General features: G+C 66.7%; 14 protein-coding genes and 3 pseudogenes. 7 read left to right on the forward strand and 10 right to left on the reverse strand.

Going from position 1 to position 16,949, the window contains the following annotated elements; translation table 11 throughout:
- Positions 1 to 167: 167 nt before the first annotated feature.
- From dnaB to A5711_RS19190, 9 genes and pseudogenes are all read right to left on the reverse strand, one after another.
- Positions 168 to 2,795, reverse strand: a complete 2,628-nt coding sequence (gene dnaB / locus A5711_RS19150; RefSeq protein ID WP_067949253.1) for a replicative DNA helicase — start codon at positions 2,793 to 2,795, stop codon at positions 168 to 170.
- 529 nt (positions 2,796 to 3,324) lie between these two features.
- Positions 3,325 to 3,783 carry a 50S ribosomal protein L9 gene (rplI, locus tag A5711_RS19155; RefSeq protein ID WP_067949255.1) on the reverse strand — a complete coding sequence of 153 codons (459 nt, stop codon included), beginning with the start codon at positions 3,781 to 3,783 and terminating at the stop codon, positions 3,325 to 3,327.
- A gap of 31 nt (positions 3,784 to 3,814) precedes the next feature.
- A complete protein-coding gene (gene rpsR / locus A5711_RS19160) occupies positions 3,815 to 4,069 on the reverse strand; it encodes a 30S ribosomal protein S18 (RefSeq protein WP_066950849.1) in 255 nt (84 codons plus the stop codon).
- A gap of 36 nt (positions 4,070 to 4,105) precedes the next feature.
- Positions 4,106 to 4,624, reverse strand: coding sequence for a single-stranded DNA-binding protein (locus A5711_RS19165; RefSeq protein WP_067928345.1), 519 nt, complete (start codon positions 4,622 to 4,624; stop codon positions 4,106 to 4,108).
- Between the two features lie 111 nt (positions 4,625 to 4,735).
- Complete coding sequence (rpsF, locus tag A5711_RS19170) at positions 4,736 to 5,026, reverse strand: 30S ribosomal protein S6 (RefSeq protein ID WP_036362157.1); 291 nt, start codon at positions 5,024 to 5,026, stop codon at positions 4,736 to 4,738.
- A gap of 144 nt (positions 5,027 to 5,170) precedes the next feature.
- Positions 5,171 to 5,812, reverse strand: a complete 642-nt coding sequence (locus tag A5711_RS19175) for a DJ-1/PfpI family protein (RefSeq protein ID WP_067949282.1) — start codon at positions 5,810 to 5,812, stop codon at positions 5,171 to 5,173.
- Positions 5,813 to 5,821: 9 nt separating this feature from the next.
- A pseudogene (locus tag A5711_RS19180) lies at positions 5,822 to 7,452 on the reverse strand (glycosyltransferase family 87 protein); the annotation flags it as partial.
- On the reverse strand, positions 7,449 to 10,022 hold the full coding sequence (locus A5711_RS19185) for a transglycosylase domain-containing protein (protein WP_369827306.1): 2,574 nt from the start codon (positions 10,020 to 10,022) through the stop codon (positions 7,449 to 7,451). The gene A5711_RS19185 and the pseudogene A5711_RS19180, both read right to left, overlap by 4 nt.
- On the reverse strand, positions 10,015 to 10,440 hold the full coding sequence (locus A5711_RS19190; protein ID WP_067949280.1) for a DUF5318 family protein: 426 nt from the start codon (positions 10,438 to 10,440) through the stop codon (positions 10,015 to 10,017). Before A5711_RS19190 ends, A5711_RS19185 begins: the two co-directional genes overlap by 8 nt.
- Positions 10,441 to 10,560: 120 nt before the next feature.
- Between A5711_RS19190 and A5711_RS19195 the strand changes: the two genes are divergently transcribed.
- The 7 genes and pseudogenes from A5711_RS19195 to A5711_RS19225 all read left to right on the forward strand — a co-directional run.
- Positions 10,561 to 11,442, forward strand: a complete 882-nt coding sequence (locus A5711_RS19195; RefSeq protein WP_067949262.1) for a DUF1707 domain-containing protein — start codon at positions 10,561 to 10,563, stop codon at positions 11,440 to 11,442.
- Between the two features lie 147 nt (positions 11,443 to 11,589).
- Positions 11,590 to 12,132 carry a PadR family transcriptional regulator gene (locus tag A5711_RS19200; RefSeq protein WP_067949264.1) on the forward strand — a complete coding sequence of 181 codons (543 nt, stop codon included), beginning with the start codon at positions 11,590 to 11,592 and terminating at the stop codon, positions 12,130 to 12,132.
- A 60-nt stretch (positions 12,133 to 12,192) separates the two neighbouring features.
- Entirely contained in the window at positions 12,193 to 13,290 is a 1,098-nt protein-coding gene (locus A5711_RS19205; protein WP_055399549.1) for an inositol-3-phosphate synthase, read from the forward strand.
- Positions 13,291 to 13,533: 243 nt separating this feature from the next.
- Entirely contained in the window at positions 13,534 to 14,448 is a 915-nt protein-coding gene (locus A5711_RS19210) for an alpha/beta fold hydrolase (protein ID WP_067949266.1), read from the forward strand.
- Positions 14,449 to 14,463: 15 nt separating this feature from the next.
- On the forward strand, positions 14,464 to 15,249 hold the full coding sequence (locus A5711_RS19215) for an LLM class F420-dependent oxidoreductase (protein WP_067949268.1): 786 nt from the start codon (positions 14,464 to 14,466) through the stop codon (positions 15,247 to 15,249).
- Positions 15,250 to 15,361: 112 nt separating this feature from the next.
- Complete coding sequence (locus A5711_RS19220) at positions 15,362 to 16,102, forward strand: GntR family transcriptional regulator (RefSeq protein ID WP_067949270.1); 741 nt, start codon at positions 15,362 to 15,364, stop codon at positions 16,100 to 16,102.
- Between the two features lie 48 nt (positions 16,103 to 16,150).
- Positions 16,151 to 16,834 (forward strand): annotated as a pseudogene (locus tag A5711_RS19225) (transporter substrate-binding domain-containing protein); the annotation flags it as partial.
- Here the strand turns inward: A5711_RS19225 and A5711_RS26470 are convergent.
- A pseudogene (locus tag A5711_RS26470) lies at positions 16,799 to 16,933 on the reverse strand (hypothetical protein); the annotation flags it as partial. The pseudogenes A5711_RS19225 and A5711_RS26470 sit on opposite strands and share 36 nt — an antisense overlap.
- Between the last annotated feature and the right edge of the window lie 16 nt (positions 16,934 to 16,949).

Consider the following 16,949-nt stretch of genomic DNA (forward strand, 5'->3'; position numbering starts at 1 on the left):
CAGGAAGATCCTGGCGATACAGGTACTGGCAGAGCCACCCCGGCGCAGTGACCTGCAATCCGCCTGACGCGCGGGCGCTCCGTGAATGCTTTCAATGACCTGTCGACTCTGCCGAACACCAGCAGCGAGATTCCGAAATGTTCCGTGAGACCCCGAGCGCCGCGTCGTCACCGCGCCATGTTGGAGAACCGCGACAAGTGCAGCTGATGCGCGACGGTGACTGTCTTGGTCGGGCCGTTACGGTGTTTGGCCAGAATGAAATCCGCCTCTCCCCCGCGCGGATCGTCCCGCTCGAAGGCGTCCGGCCGGTTCAGCAGGATCACCATGTCGGCGTCCTGCTCCAGCGATCCCGACTCACGGAGGTCGGACAGCATCGGCTTCTTGTCGGTGCGCTGCTCGGGACCACGGTTCAGCTGGCTGATCGCCACCACCGGCACCTCGAGCTCCTTGGCCAACAGCTTGAGTTGGCGCGAGAATTCGGACACCTCGAGTTGGCGCGACTCGACCTTCTTTCCCGACGACATCAGCTGCAGGTAGTCGACGACCACCAGACGCAGGTCGGCCTTCTGCTTCAGCCGGCGCGCCTTGGCGCGGATCTCCATCATCGTCAGGTTCGGCGAGTCATCGATATACAGTGGCGCCTCGCTGATTTCGCTCATCCGGCGCGCCAGGCGCGTCCAGTCGTCGTCGCTCATGCGCCCGGAACGCATGTCGGCGAGTTTGATCTTCGCCTCCGCCGAGAGCAGCCGCATGACGATCTCGGACTTGCTCATTTCCAGCGAGAAGATGACGCTGGCCAGCCGGTGCTTGATCGAGCAGGACCGCAAAAAATCCAATCCCAGTGTCGAGTTATGGGTCGGAATCATGGCGTTGCTCGCCAGGTACAGGTGGCTGTCGTTGTCCACTTCGACGCACCGCACGGGAACGCTGTTGATTGGGCGGACATCCACGATGAAGCGTGATCCGGTGCGGGCGGTTCCGGTCGCGGCCCGGCGCTCCTTGTGCAGCAGGGCCTTTCGCGGTAGTCCGAACACCGCGTCGTCGGTGGAGAACGTCAGCGTGTAGGCGATGCTGGACGATTCGCTGCGGCCTCGCACTCGCTTGGTCGAAGTTTGGCAACGATAGCCGAGGCTCACGATCAGCTCGGCGACATCGCACGCCAGCCGCTGGTTGGTAACGGCAAACTGAACGGCCCCGCCACCCGTCACGGTCCCGTCGGTGTCGAGTAGACCGGCGAGCAGCGCGCGTCGCTGCGTCTCGGATGCCCGCAGGTAGTCCATCGGAATGTGCTTGTTTCCGAGCACTCCGAGCGTCCGCAGCCGCGCCTGCAACGTCCCCACGGCGTTGTGGCAGCTCTGGCACAACCGCAGCCCGCAGGAGGGCCCGCCGCAGCGCACGCACGTGGGAACCGGCACGGGAGCGGAGACAAACCGTGCGCGGCCACCGCATGAGCGTCCGCAAGTCCGCACCTGGCTGGTGTGGGGGGTGAAATCCTTACCGCATACCACGCACTGCCGAGGAGCCGGCTCGGCATCAGCGGGAAGGCGCAGTTGGTAACGGTATCGAGCGGAGCTCGATGGGACCGCGACGAAGCCGTCGGCTTCGATCCGCATAATGAGCTCGGGATCGGCCGTGGTGATCTGGGCCGCGGCGCTGGTGCCGTCGCCGAGCCAGGCACCGAGAGTGTATGCGGGAACCAACAATTCGCGATCCGGCAGGTCGAGTGCGCGCGCGTTGACCACGCTGTGGTTCAGCCGCCGGTCCAGCGTGTTGCAGCGCACGGTGTCGGCGATCTCGGCCGTCGTTCGCACCGCCGCAAAGGTGCGCTGATTCTTATACCGGTTGTAGCCGACGGCGGCCGCCTGCGCCGACTTCCGGGACGCGCGCGTCTCGGTCAGCCACTGATGCTCCGCGTCGGCGACGATGACCGTCCCGTCGGAGAACTCCACCTCGTAACAGGGCCGGCCCAGCATCACCTCGGTGGCGGCCACCACCCGCGTCGGCAGTCCGTCGGCGCCAAGCAACTCATCACCGACCGCGACATCGCCCATCGTCGTCCAGCCGGTCGGTGTGGGCAACGGCGTATCCAATGCGAGTGCCTTGCCCACGCCAGGCCTGGCCGCCACGATGATCATCTGCCCGGCGTGCAGACCGTTGGTCACCTCGTCGAGTTCGGTGAAGCCGGTCGGCACCCCGCGCGCCACCCCGCCGTTGGAGGCGATGGCGTCGATCTCGTCCATCGTCGGCTGCAGCAGGTCCTCCAGCGGAACGAAATCCTCCGTCGTCCGCCGGTCGGCAACCTCGTAGATCTCCGCCTGCGCCCGGTCGACCACCTCGGCCACGTCGGCGCCCTCGGCGCCCGCGTAGCCGTACTGCACGACGCGCGTGCCGGCCTCCACCAGCCGGCGCAGCAGCGCCTTCTCGGCCACGATGGTCGCGTAGTAACCCGCGTTGGCGGCCGTGGGCACAGTCGAGATCAGCGTGTGCAGGTACGGCGCCCCGCCGATGCGGCGCAGCATCCCCCGGCGGTCCAGTTCCGCGGCCACGGTCACCGCGTCGGCAGGCTCGCCGCGGCCGTAGAGGTCCAAGATGGCGTCGTAAACGTTCTGGTGCGCGGGGCGGTAGAAGTCGCCGGGCCGCAACCGCTCCAGCACATCGGCGATGGCGTCCTTGCTCAGCAGCATGCCGCCCAGCACCGCCTGCTCCGCCGCGAGATCCTGCGGTGGTTGACGGCCGAAGTCCTCACTGGGCGCCGACGAATCCATGCCCGACGCCAAGTCATCGACGACCGCCATGGATCCCTCCTCCCCTGCCACGCATCCGAACGTACATTCGAAAACCGCTTTCGTCAGCGTAAGTCAAGGAGCCGACACTTTCGCCCCACAGCACTCGCACGCCATGCGCCGGGACGACGTTAGACGTTGCTGGCTAGTAGGTGAAAGGGCCGCTGTTCATGAACCTGTGCATCGTGTGTGCATATCCATCGACACCTGTGTTGAGTGGGGTGTGTAGAACCTGTGTATGAATTCAAGGGGCTCTGACATCGGTGCTGTTAAGGGCCATGTAACGCGACGAAATTCGTGTGGACAAGAATCTCTACGGCGTGTCGTCGCAGGTTACTGCGCCGGGCGTGTTGGCTTTCGGCCATATTTTCGCAGCGTTACGGCCGGGTAAATAGGGTCCGCTGAACACCCCCGGGCGATAGTTCGCTAGGACGCGCGTCCGCGACCACCCGCCATGCGGCCCGGGCGCGTGACTGCAGCACAACTAAGCCCGGCGGCGGCCGATGATGGCCGCCGCCGGGAAAGAGCAAACGCTGGAGGCTTAGCTCTCCGCGACGACCTCGAGAGCGATCTCGACATCGACCTCGGGATGCAGGTGCACGGACACCGGGTGGGTGCCGACAGCCTTGATGTGCGACTTGGGCAGCCGCACGATCCGCTTGTCCAGGTTCGGCCCACCGGCCTGCTTGATGGCCGCGACGACGTCACCGGACGTCACCGAGCCGAACAGCTTTCCGGAGTCGGCCGCGGTCCGCACCGGCAGTTGGACGGGACCCAGCGCCTGGATCGCGGCCTTGAGTTCGTTGGCGTGTGAGAGGTCGCGCACCGCCTTGCCTTCGCGGGAGCGGCGGATCTCGTCGGCCTGCTTCTGCGCACCACGCGAGGCGACGATCGCCAGACCGCGCGGGAGCAGGAAATTACGGCCGTAGCCGTCCTTGACCTCGACCGTGTCGCCGACGGTACCGAGGTGGTCGACGTCGGCCGTCAGAATCAGCTTCATCGTTTTCGTACTTTCGCTTTGGGTTCGGCGGCTATCGCGCCGAGGACGTGAAGGGCAGCAGAGCCACCTCGCGGGCATTCTTCACCGCGATCGCGATGTCACGCTGGTGCTGCACGCAGTTCCCGGTGACGCGCCGCGCCCGGATCTTGCCGCGCTCACTGATATAGGTGCGAAGCAACGCGGTGTCCTTGTAATCGATCGCTTGCCCCTTTTTCGAGCAGAAGACACACTTCCGCGTCTTGACCGGCTTTTCCGGAGCCGGACGTCGCTTGCTGGACTTAGCCATGACTGTCTTTCTTTCCGTTTCTTACTGTTGAAGTTCTTAGAACGGCGGTTCGTCGTCGCCACCGCCGAAGGACCCGGATGCCGGGGCGCTGCCCCACGGGTCGTCGGCGGGCGCGCTGCTCGCCGGCGCCGAGCCCTGACGGGACCCGCCCCCACCGCCGAAGCCGCCGCCACCGCCGCCGCCGCCGCTGCGACTGGCCTTGTTGACCTTCGCCGTGGCGTACCGCAGCGAGGGCCCGATCTCGTCGACCTCGACCTCGACGACGGTGCGCTTCTCACCTTCGCGCGTCTCGAAGGAACGCTGCTTGAGCCGGCCTGTCACGATCACGCGTGCTCCGCGGGTGAGGCTCTCGGCCACGTTCTCGGCGGCCTCCCGCCAGATGTTGCATCGCAGGAAGAGCGCCTCGCCGTCCTTCCATTCCCCGCTCTGGCGGTCATAGATTCGCGGGGTCGACGCCACGGTGAAATTCGCGACGGCGGCACCGGACGGGGTGAACCGCAGTTCGGGGTCGGCGGTCAGATTTCCGACAACGGTGATAGTGGTGTCACCAGCCACAGTTTCCTCCTCGTTCCGCCTGCTACTCGCTTCTCCGACGGTGAATGGCACGTATCCTCGCTGAGCCTACGCAAGTCCACCGACCGTGGGCCCGCGACTCAGCCACGGGTGTTAGTGCTTGTCGGTGCGCATCACCTTGGTGCGCAATACCGACTCGTTGAGGCTCAGCTGGCGGTCGAGCTCGGAGACCGTCGCCGGCTCCGCCTTCAGGTCGACGACGACATAGATGCCTTCGGCGTGCTTGGCGATCTCGTAGGCCAGCCGGCGCCGGCCCCAGATGTCGACCTTTTCGACGGTCCCGCCGTCTTTCCGGACGACGTTCAGGAACGTCTCCAACGACGGAGCAACGGTGCGCTCGTCGAGCGTGGGGTCAAGAATGACCATGATTTCGTATGGACGCATGGAAACCTCACCACCTCCTCTGGTCTGCACGGCCACGGTCGTTCCGTGGCAGGAGGGTCGCCTGCGTCGGCAACCGCACAAGGCTACCGGATGGGCGCGGCGGCCTCCAAAAGCGCGACGAATCCGGGCCCTCGAGCAACCCGGCTACTGCCGGGCGTCCAAGTATTCGGTGGCCCTGTCGACCGTCGCCTGATCGGCCTTGGCCAGGGCACCCGAATCGAAGGGCGGCTGCGGGTCGTATTCGATGAGCAGCTGAGCGGCCTGGGCGGCCTGGCGGTCGACCAGGAGCTCGACCAGCCGCAAGGCCATGTCGATGCCGCTGGACACCCCCGCCGCGGTGATGAGCCGCTGCGGCAGGTGCTCGACGACCCGGTCCGGCACGTACCGGGCGCCGAGCTCGTTGAGCAGGTCCCTGGCGCGCCAGTGCGTCGTGGCGGTGAGCCCGTCGAGCAAGCCGGCGGCGGCCAGCAGCAGCGCACCGGTACACACCGAGGTGGTGAAGGTCGTCGTCGGGTGTACGGCTTGTAACCATTCGCGGATGGTGTTGTCGTGGATCAGCCGGCGCGTGCCGATCCCGCCGGGGACCAGCACCACGTCCGGCGAGGTGACCTCGTCGAATCTCGCGTCGCAGCTGAGGCCGAGCATCCCGTTTTCCGTGCGCACCTCGCCCCGGCGGTGGCCGATGAACACCACCTCGACCGACGGGATGCGTTGCAACACTTCGTAGGGCCCCACCGCGTCGAGCGCGGTCACCCGGGGGAATAACGGGACGGCGACGAGCGTCATGGCGCCACGCCGGCCGGCACCGGGGACTCGATCTCGGGCGCCGGCGCGCGGCGCGTGCCGGCCGGTCGTAGCCAGTCCGGCAGCCACCGGGGCGGGGCGTCGGGCGCGCGATCGAACGGACCGCCCGACGGATCGTCCACCCGGCCGTTCCAGCGCACCAAGTCTTCGTCGGGCCGGTAGATCTGACGGATCACCAAGGCGCACAGCCCAATTACGGCGATGTCGCGCAGCAACACCGTCGTCGTGAAGAATTGCTCCGGCAGCGAGCGGTTCGGGTTGCCGTATAGGTAGTACATCCGCGGCACCCACACCACCGCATCGATGGTCATCCACGCCAGCAGGATCCGGCGATGCGGCAAGGCCAGCACCGCCAGCGGCACCAGCCAGAGCGAGAACTGCGGGCTCCACACCTTGTTGGTCAACAGGAAAACGGCCACCACCAAGAAAAGCAGCTGCGCCAGCCGCGGCCGCTTCGGAGCGGTCAGCGCGACGTATGCGATTGCCGCACAACCGGTTACGAACAGGACCGTGACCACGGTGTTCAGCACGGCGGGCGGCTCCCAAAACCCGAGTTTGGCGTCGAACCCGTGCCAGCCGGTGAACGATTTCACCACGTTGTAGAGCGAGTCCATGTCGTCGCCGCGGCGGGTATTGAGCCGGAAGAACTCCGACCAGCCGCGGGGAAACAGCACCAACACCGGCAGGTTGACCAACAGCCAGGTGGCCGCGGCGGTTACCGCCGTTCGAGCCAGAGCGCGGTAGCGCCCCGTCCGGATCGCCAGGACCGCCATGGGACCCAGGAACAACAACGGATACAGCTTGGCCGCGGCGCCCAATCCGATCAGCACGCCGGCCGGCACCGGTTTGCGCCGCGCCCAGGCCAGCACTCCGGCCATCGCGAATGCCGTTGCCAGCGCGTCGAAATTGGTGAAGATCTGGAAGATCAGCAGCGGCGACGCGGCCACCAGGGCCGCATCCCAAATCCGGCGCCCCGCCAGGCCGGCCGTCGCCCAGACGGTGGCGAGCCAGGCCAGCGCCAGACCGAACGCGGCGACGTTGAAGAACATCACCACCTCGGCGACCACCGGCAGCGGAGCCACCTTGCTCAGCGCGGTGTAGGTCTTCGCCAAAGCCATCGACACGTACTGATACATCCCGGTCAGCACCGGATACTCCATGTAGCGCACCGCGGGCCGGCCGTCGTAGCGGGTCTGCGGGGTACCGCTGCCGTCGGTCTCGACCCAGCTCGACTTGTACGGAAACTTCCCCTGGCTCAACAGCTCCGCGCCATACAGCGGAACGGTATCCGAGTAGCACAGCTCGTAGTACGCGCGTTGGTTCTCCCAGTTGGCTACCCGCTGATCGCCGGTCCCGGTGCCGGTGCTCTGCAGGCAGGCGGCCTTGGTCGACCAGCCGAGCGCCAGGAACACCAGTCCGATCAAGAACATCACCCGCAGTGGCGTCATCACCCGGGCACGCCCGATCAGCGCGTGCCTGCCCACCGGCCCCCCGGCGACTTCTGCCAGTGCGGCGCCCAGTGAGTCGGTGCGGCTCGGGCAGTCGCGGTTGTCGACGCTACGCAGATCGCCGGCGAGCGGCTCTGGAGAAATGGTGGTGCTGCGATGCTCGGCCCCGGTCACGGCGGTGGCTGGCCAGCCGGCGCGGGAGCTTGCGGACCACCCGGCGGGACGCCCGACTCGGGACCGCCAGGGCCGCCACCGCCCGGCGGTGCCGGGCCAACAGTGACCGTCGTGGGCGGGCCGACCGGGATCGTGATGCCCGGCGCCACCTCGACGGTGGGCTGAATAACGGTCACCGAGGGCGCGGGCGGCGGAGGTGGCGGCGCCGGGACCCCCGCGTATCCGCCGATTTCGGTCGGCTTGGGGAAGGATTCGTTGGAGGTGCCCTTCAGGGCGCCGTCCATCGTCGACTTCCAGATGTCCGACGGCAGCCCGGAGCCGTAAACCGGTGCGCCCGAGGCGGTTACGAGCGGCACATCACCTTTGGCGGTGCCCACCCACACGGCCGTCGACAGCGACGGCGTGTACCCGACCATCCAGGCGTCCTTATCGGCGGTGGTGTCACCCAGCTGCGTGGTGCCCGTCTTGGCCGCCGACGGCCTGCCGCCGGATAAGGAGTGCCCGCGCGAGTAGCTGGCGATCGGCTCCATGGCCGCGGTGACGTTGTCGGCGACGGCCTTGGGGATGCGCTGCTCGCCGTTGTTGTCGGACTTGCTCGCGTCGAAGAGCACCTGCCCTTCGGAGTTGACGACCTTCTGCACGAAATGCGGCCGGTGGTACACGCCGGAGGCGGCCAACGTGGCGTACGCCGAGGCCATGTCGATCACCCGGGTCTGGTACTGCCCCAGCACGATTCCGTTGTTGGGTGGCCCGCCCTTGCCGTCCTCGGACAGCGTGTGGTCCACGCCGGGGAAGCTGGTCGCGATACCGGCCTGGTGCGCGGCGTCCGCGACGGCCTGCGGTCCGCCCTTGAGCTTGAGCATCAGCCGGTAATAAGAGGTGTTCAGCGATTGCTTGAGGGCCTGGGCGATGTTGCACGTCCCGCAGCCCTCGCCGTCGACGTTCGTGATCTTGATGCCGTCGACGGTCAGCGGCGAACTGTCGACCTGATATCCCAGACCGATCCCCTGCTCGAGCGCGGCGACCAAGGCGAACACCTTGAACGACGAACCGGTCTGCAGACCCGCCTGCGCGAAGTCGAAACCCTGGGCGTCCGCACCGCCGTAGTACGCGCGTATCGACCCGTCGTGCGGGTCGATCGACACCACCGCCGACCGCATGTCGGGGTCTTGTCCGTCAAGGTATTTCGATACCGCCTTCTCGGCGGCCTGCTGGGCTTTCGGGTCGATGGTGGTGGTGACCTGTAGGCCCTGCGTGTTCAGAGTCCGCTCGTCGATGTTGAACAGCTCCATCAACTCTTTGGTCACCTGGCGCTCGATCAGCCCGTTGGGTCCCGTCGTCTGGTTCTCCGCGCGGGCCTGATCGGGCGGCACCGTCTGCGGGAACTCCTGCGCGGCACGGTCATTTGACGACAGCGCCTTGGTCTCCACCATGCCGTCGAGCACCCAGTTCCAACGGGCCCGGGCCCCCTGCGGATCGACGGCCGGGTCGAGTGACGACGGCCGGCGGATCAGCGCCGCCAGGAGCGCCCCCTCCGAGACGGTCAACTGCTCGACGGGCTTGTTGAAGTACGCCTTGGCAGCGGCGGAGATGCCGTAGGCGCCCCGGCCGAAATAGATGATGTTCAGGTAAGCCTGCAGCACATCGTCTTTCGACCACTCCCCCGACATCTTGGTGGCGATCACCAGTTCCTTGGCCTTGCGCATCAGGCCGCTGACGCCGTGTTGAGCCGAGCCCACCAGCGCGTTCTTCACGTATTGCTGCGTGATGGTCGACCCGCCCTGCAGATCGCCGTTGCCGAACAGGTTGTTGTTCACCGCCCTGGCAAAGCCGCTGAAATCGAACCCCGGGTTCGAGTAGAAATTGCGGTCCTCGGCGGCGATCACCGCCTGGCGCACGTGGACCGGCACCTGGCTGATGTTGACGTCAACCCGATTGCCTTCGGGCGGAATGATTTTGGCGATCTCTGACCCGTCGCTGGCGAGGATGGTGGAGACCTGGTTGGTGCGCAAATCGCCCGGCTTGGGGATGTCGACGATGAAGTACGCCATGGCGAACGTGACGATCGGCAGGAGCACGAGCACCGCCGCCGACAGGTAGGCCGCGCGGCGCACCCACAACCAGTTGATCTGCTGGGTCCAGTGGACGTCACGCGGCGGCCGGGGCCCGAAACCGTCCGGCCCACCGCGGCGACCCCCCGGACCGAGCGGCGGTGGCGGCCCTTCCGGCGGCCGGCCTCCCGATGGTGGCCCTGCGCGGCGCGGAGGTGTCCGGCTGTCCAGCGCGGCCTTGACCTCCTGGATCGCGTCCCGCTGCACGGGCGTCGATGAAGGGCTGTCGAGCGCGGCTTTGACTTCCTCGATGCTGGGATCGGGCCGCCGAGGCGACCGGTCATCGACGACCGGCGGAAGGATCGTGGTCAGCCGGTCATCGGGCGGAACCCCTCGGCGTTGGCCGGCGGCCGACGGCGCGCCACGCGGGCGCTCGCCGCTTCCATGTTTTCCCACCCGCTCAGTCGCCGACCCATCCGCGTCGCCGGACGACTGGTTGTGGCGTCCGTCGTTATTCAATGGCCGTGCGCGCGCCGTTTCGCGCCGTCCGCGTACCGCGGGTGCCCTTGGGAGGGCGCGCCGCTCCGAGCACGTACGACTTGACCAGATGATTCCACTCGCAGGTTCGGCATACCTCCACCACGTGGACGGCGAACTCCTCGAATCGGGTCGCCAGCATGACCAACTCTTCGGCGGTGCGTGCCGAGCCCGATACCGGACCGAGGTGTTCACCGAACACCCACGACACCAGAGTCAGCTGCTCCTTGCGGCAGATCGGGCACATGACCTGGCTTGGTTTCCCGTGAAACTTGGCGGCCCGCAGCAGATAAGGGTTCGCGTCACACACCTCCGACACGCCCGTGCGGCCCGAGTACACCTCGGCCAGCAGTGCTCGCCGCCGGAGCGCGTAGTCCACCACTTGTCGCTGCAGTCGCACGCCCACCAGAGTACGTCGCCATCCGGACCACCGATACGCAACCAAACCCGTCGCGGCCCGAGCCGAGTACAGGCGGGTGAATTCTGTGCCGGACCGGGGCCGGACTCTACGATCATCCCCGTGGCGAAATGGCTCGGGACGTCGTTGGGCGGCGCTGTGGCGGCGAACACCCGCGCCAAAGACATCAACCGGCAGGACGCTTGCAAGATCCTCGACAACGCCCTGACCGACGGCGAGCTCTCCATGGAGGAGCACCGGGAACGGGTCAGCGCGGCCACCAAGGCGATCACGCTCGGCGATCTGCAGGCCCTGGTGACCGACCTGCAAACCGACAGCAGCGCGCTTCAGACGCCGGTGGTCAAAGCCCGGCCGGTGCCGCCGAAGCTCCGCGGTTGGGGGGTTCTTGCCGCCGCCTTCGTCGTCTCGGTGCTACTGGGCGTCGGCATCGGGTGGGGCATGTACGGCAACACCCAATCACCGCTGGACTTCACCACCGACCCCGGAGCCAAGCCCGACGGTGTCGGCCCCGTGGTGCTGACCCCGCCCACCCAACTGCATTCGGTCGGCGGGCTGACGGGCCTGATCGAGCAAACACGCAAACGGTTCGGCGACGCGGTGGGCTATCGACTCGTGATCTACCCGACCTACGCCGTCCTCGACCGGCCGGACCCCTCCGACGATCGCCGGGTGCTGGCCTACACCTACCGCGGGGGCTGGGGCGACCCGAGCAGCTCGGCCAAAAGCTCCGCGGACGCTCCCATTGCGGTTGACCTGAGCAAGTTCGACGTCACGGCGACGGTGGGCATCATGCGGGGCGCCCCGCAGACCCTCCACATGAAGCCGTCGGACGTCAAGACCGAGTACCTGAACATCGAACCGGCGACGGACCCCACCACCCCCGGCGCGCTCTCGCTATCGCTGTATGTCTCGAGCGACTACGGTGGTGGCTACATCGTCTTCGCAGGTGACGGCACCGTCAAGCAACTCAATCTGCCGTCTTAGCCGGCCGGTCCCCGGCGCGATTCGATGTCGGCGCACCCGAACCAATAGCGGACGAACTTTCGGTGGTGTTGTGGCGAATATATCGAGACGATACGATTACGCGAGGCGTCGAACCGTCGTAACCAACCGTGCAAAGGGGGTGATTCGATGCTTGAGCTCGCCATCCTGGGCCTTCTCATCGAATCGCCGATGCATGGTTACGAGTTGCGCAAACGGCTGACCGGCCTCCTCGGTGCGTTTCGTGCGTTCTCGTACGGTTCGCTGTACCCGGCCCTCCGGCGGATGCAGGCCGAAGGGTTGATCGCCGAGGACGCCGCCCCGGCCGGAACGCCCGTTCGGCGGGCCCGGCGCGTCTACCAGCTAACTGACGAGGGCCGTCGGCGCTTCGCTGAGCTGGTGGCCGACACCGGCCCGCACAACTACACCGACGACGGCTTCGGGGTGCACCTGGCGTTCTTCAACCGGACTCCGGCGGAGGCGCGGATGCGCATCCTGGAAGGCCGCCGCCGTCAGGTCGAGGAGCGGCGAGAAGGCCTGCGCGAAGCCGTGGCGCGGGCCAGTAACTCGTTCGACCGCTACACCCGCCAACTTCACCAACTGGGGCTCGAGTCCAGTGAGCGCGAAGTGAAGTGGCTCAACGAGCTCATTGCTGCGGAGCGGGCGATGCCCGGCCTCTCCGAGCAGACGTAAAACCCCTGCACGAAATTCATCAGCTGCGACACAGAGTTATGGAGTTAGGAGAACGCCCTTATGAGTGACCAGAACGCGCCAATCGCGTCGACGGAGGTACGAGTCGCCATTGTCGGCGTCGGTAACTGCGCGTCTTCGCTGGTACAGGGCGTCGAGTACTACCAGAACGCCGACGAGAACAGCACCGTGCCCGGCCTGATGCACGTCAAGTTCGGCCAGTACCACGTGCGCGACGTCAAGTTCGTCGCCGCGTTCGACGTGGACGCCAAGAAGGTCGGCTTCGACCTGTCCGACGCGATCTTCGCCTCCGAGAACAACACGATCAAGATCGCCGACGTGCCGCCCACCAACGTGGTCGTGCAGCGCGGCCCGACGCTGGACGGAATCGGCAAGTACTACGCCGACACCATCGAGCTGTCCGACGTCGAGCCGGTCGACGTGGTCAAGGCGCTCAAGGACGCCGAGGTCGACGTGTTGGTGTCCTACCTGCCGGTGGGCTCGGAAGAGGCCGACAAGTTCTACGCCCAGTGCGCCATCGACGCCGGCGTGGCGTTCGTCAACGCGCTGCCGGTGTTCATCGCCTCGGACCCGGTGTGGGCCAAGAAGTTCGCCGACGCGGGCGTGCCGATCGTGGGCGACGACATCAAGAGCCAGGTCGGCGCCACCATCACCCACCGCGTGATGGCCAAGCTGTTCGAGGACCGCGGCGTGCAACTGGACCGCACCATGCAGCTCAACGTCGGCGGCAACATGGACTTCCTCAACATGCTCGAGCGCGAGCGGCTGGAGTCCAAGAAGATCTCCAAGACGCAGGCCGTCACCTCCAACCTGCAACGCGAGTTCAAGACCAAAGACGTGCACATCGGCCCGTCCGACCACGTCGGCTGGCTCGACGACCGCAAATGGGCGTACGTGCGCCTGGAGGGTCGCGCCTTCGGCGACGTGCCGCTGAACCTGGAGTACAAGCTCGAGGTGTGGGACTCGCCGAACTCGGCAGGCGTCATCATCGACGCGGTGCGGGCGGCCAAGATCGCCAAGGACCGCGGCATCGGCGGCCCGGTCATCCCGGCGTCGGCCTACCTGATGAAGAGCCCGCCGCAGCAGCTGCCCGACGACGTCGCGCGCACGCAGCTCGAAGAATTCATCATCGAGGGCTGACTCGGTTCGACCTACCGACCCGCGGGCGTAACGCCACGGCGATTTCTCCTTTGGATTCGCCGCAGCGTTACGCTCGCGGTCGTTGCAGCCGATTCGTCGCGCCCCTGCAGCGAATGGCGTTGCGGCAGAAGCACGAATGATTACCGATCGCCCCATCGGATGGCCGAGCGACGCACCCCTTCTGGCCCGCCGATGGCCGACGTCGTTACGGCCTCTAAGCGGCGGCGCTAGTGTCTGTAGATCGTGACCGAAATCTCCGGAGACGAACTGGACGGACTGTCTGAGTTCTCGCTGCTGCACGAGAACGCCGAGCAGGCCGGGGTCGAGGGTCCGCTGCCCGACGTCCAGCGGGTCGAATCGGGCACGGCCGAGGGCAAAATCAGCGCGCTGCGCTGGGGTGCCTCTCCCCCGCGGATCGTCTTTCTGCACGGCGGCGGGCAGAACGCGCACACCTGGGACACGGTCATCGTCGGCCTCAGCGAGCCCGCGCTGGCCGTAGACCTTCCCGGGCACGGCCATTCGGCATGGCGCGAGGACGGTGACTACTCGCCACAGATCAACGCCGACGCCCTGTTGCCGGCACTACGCGAACACGCCTCCGACGCCGATCTCGTCGTGGGCATGTCGCTGGGCGGCTTGACCGCGTTACGGCTGGCCGCCGTGGCGCCCGAACTCGTCAACGAGCTGGTCTTGATCGACGTCACCCCTTCGGCGCTGCAGCGGCACTCGGAGATGACCAAGGAACAGCAGGGCACGGTGGCGTTGATGCACGGGGAACGCGAATTCCCAAGCTTCCAGGCCATGCTGGACCTGACGATCGCCGCGGCGCCACACCGCGAGGTGAAGGCGCTGCGCCGCGGCGTGTTTCACAACTCGCGCCGGCTGGACAACGGCAACTGGACGTGGCGCTACGACGCCATCCGCAAGTTCCCCGACTTCGACGTCCTGTGGGAGGACGTGGACAAGCTGTCGGCGCCGATCACACTTATCCGCGGCGGCAAATCGGGATTCGTCAGCGACGACGACGCGGCCGAACTCAGCCGTCGCACAAAGCATTTCCGCGCGGCGCACGTCGTCGAGGATTCCGGTCATTCCGTGCAAAGCGACCAGCCCCTCGCCCTCATCGGTCTGCTGCGCGGGGTGCTCGACGCGGGTTGAGCCTACGGTGGTCTCATGAGCCCTGACCGCCCCATCCGCATCGGCGTGCAACTGCAGCCTCAGCACGCGCCGCAGTATCGCCAAATCCGGGACGCCGTGCGTCGCTGCGAGGACATCGGCGTCGACATCGCCTTCAACTGGGACCACTTCTTCCCCCTCTACGGCGATCCCGACGGTGCGCATTTCGAATGCTGGACGATGCTCGGGGCGTGGGCCGAGCAGACCTCGCGCATCCAGATCGGCGCGCTGGTCACGTGTAACTCGTACCGGAATCCTGAGCTGCTGGCCGACATGGCCCGCACGGTCGATCACATTTCCGACGGCCGGCTTGTGCTGGGGATCGGCTCGGGCTGGAAGCAGAAGGACTATGACGAGTACGGCTACGAGTTCGGCACCGCGGGCAGCCGCCTCGACGACCTCGCGGGCGCGCTCCCCCGGATTAAGGCACGGCTAGCGAAACTGAACCCCCGGCCGACCCGCGAAATCCCGATCCTGATCGGCGGGGGCGGTGAGCGCAAGACGCTGCGACTGGTCGCCGAATACGCCGACCTGTGGCACAGTTTCACCTCCGCCGACGAGTTCCCGGCCAAGGCGGACGTCCTGGCCCGGCATTGCGCCGACGTCGGCCGCGACCCGGCGAGCATCGAGCGCTCGGCCGCCGTGCAGGACGGCGGCGGGCTGGTCGACAATGCCGAGAAGCTTGTCGGCCTCGGAGTCACGCTGCTGACCGTCGCGTGCGACGGACCGGAGTACAACCTCGGCGCGGCGGAAGCACTGTGCCGGTGGCGGGATAGTCGTTAACCCCGTCGCCGACCATTTATCGGTGAAACCCCGGAAAATACGAGCCCACTCGTGAGAAACTTCTCGCGCTGATGACCGCATCGGGTTTGTTTGAAAGAGACTCAACGACGAAATGCCGAAGAAATACGGGGTCAAAGAAAAGGACCTGGTTGTTTCGCACATCCTGCACCTCTTGCTGACGGGCAAGTTGCGCACCGGTGACCGCGTCGATCGCAATGAGATCGCGCTGGGGCTGGGCGTAAGCCGCGTCCCCATTCAAGAGGCGCTGGTCCAACTCGAACACGACGGCATTGTCTCCACCCGCTATCACCGCGGGGCGTTCGTCGAGCGGTTCGACGAAGCCACCGTCCTCGAACACCATGAGCTCGAGGGTCTGCTCAACGGCATCGCGTCCGCGCGCGCGGCCACCAGCCCCACCCCGCGGATTCTGGGTCAGCTCGACGCCTTCATGCGATCACTGCGCACCGCGAAGGATTCGCGGGCCTTCTGCGACATCGCCGCGGAGTACCGGCGCACCATCAACGACGAATACGCCGGACCAAGGCTGCACGCCACGATCCGCGCGTCGCAAAACCTGGTGCCCCGGGTGTTCTGGCTGATCTATCAGGGCAGCCGCGAAGAGATGCTGCCGTTCTACGAAGACGAGACGTCCGCGATACACCGGCGCGACCCCGAGGCCGCCCGGGCCGCATGCGTCGGCCGCTCCTACCTGATGGCCCAGACCATGCTGGCCGAACTCTCGAGGCGCAGGGTGTTCACCGCACCCGACGACGTGAGCCCCGTGGTGCCCGAGCCGCTCGAGGTGCTCGTCGACGCCGAAGCCGTAGGCGTCGCGGCGTCGCTGGCGCTGTAAAGCACGCTCACCCGACGGAGCGGCCGCCCTGTCGATACGGTGGCAGGGATGAATGCGCGCGTGGACCGGCGTACCCAGCGCCGCGCAAGGCTGTTCGGACTGGCCGCGACGACGGTGCTGGTGTGCGGCATGGCATTAGGCGGGCCGGCCGCGCCGGCGGCTGCCGACTGGAATCAATGCGCGCCGGCCGGCTTGGACAGCGCAAGGGCCCTGCCCAAAGATCTGACCGAGACCCAGCCCACGCCCCGGGAAGACCGGGACACCACACAATCCGTCGAACCGCTCACCGCGGTTGACGTCGGAGCGCTCGGGCTCGGTACGCCGGGCGTGCTGACGGTGGGCACGCTGTCGGATGCGCCACCCAACATCTGCATCAATCCCACCGGCGAATTCAGCGGCTTCGACAATTTGCTGCTTCGCGCCATCGCCGACAAGCTGCATCTGCAGTTGCGCTTCGTCAGCACCGACTTCTCCGCGTTGCTCGCCCAGGTGGCGTCCCGGCGCTTCGACGTCGGATCGGCGTCGGTGAAAGCGACCGACCAACGCCGGCACACCGTCGCGTTCACCAACGGTTACGACTTCGGCTTCTACTCCCTGGTGGTGCCCCCGGGCTCACCGATCCACAAGTTCAGCGACCTGGCCGCCGGCCAGCGCATCGATCTGCCGGGTCTTGAGGCTGGCGTACAGGGTTGCGAAGCCGGGATACTTCACCGGCTGCAGATGCAGGGTGTCGACGACGTATGACTCCTCGACGGTGCCCTGGACGACGCCGATGCGCTGGCCGGCGGCCAGGTCGCTGAACTTGTGGATCGGTGAGCCCGGGGGCACCACCAGGGAGTAGAAGCCG

It is taken from the genome of Mycobacterium sp. E2238 (assembly GCF_001672665.1).
Taxonomy (GTDB): Bacteria; Actinomycetota; Actinomycetes; order Mycobacteriales; family Mycobacteriaceae; genus Mycobacterium.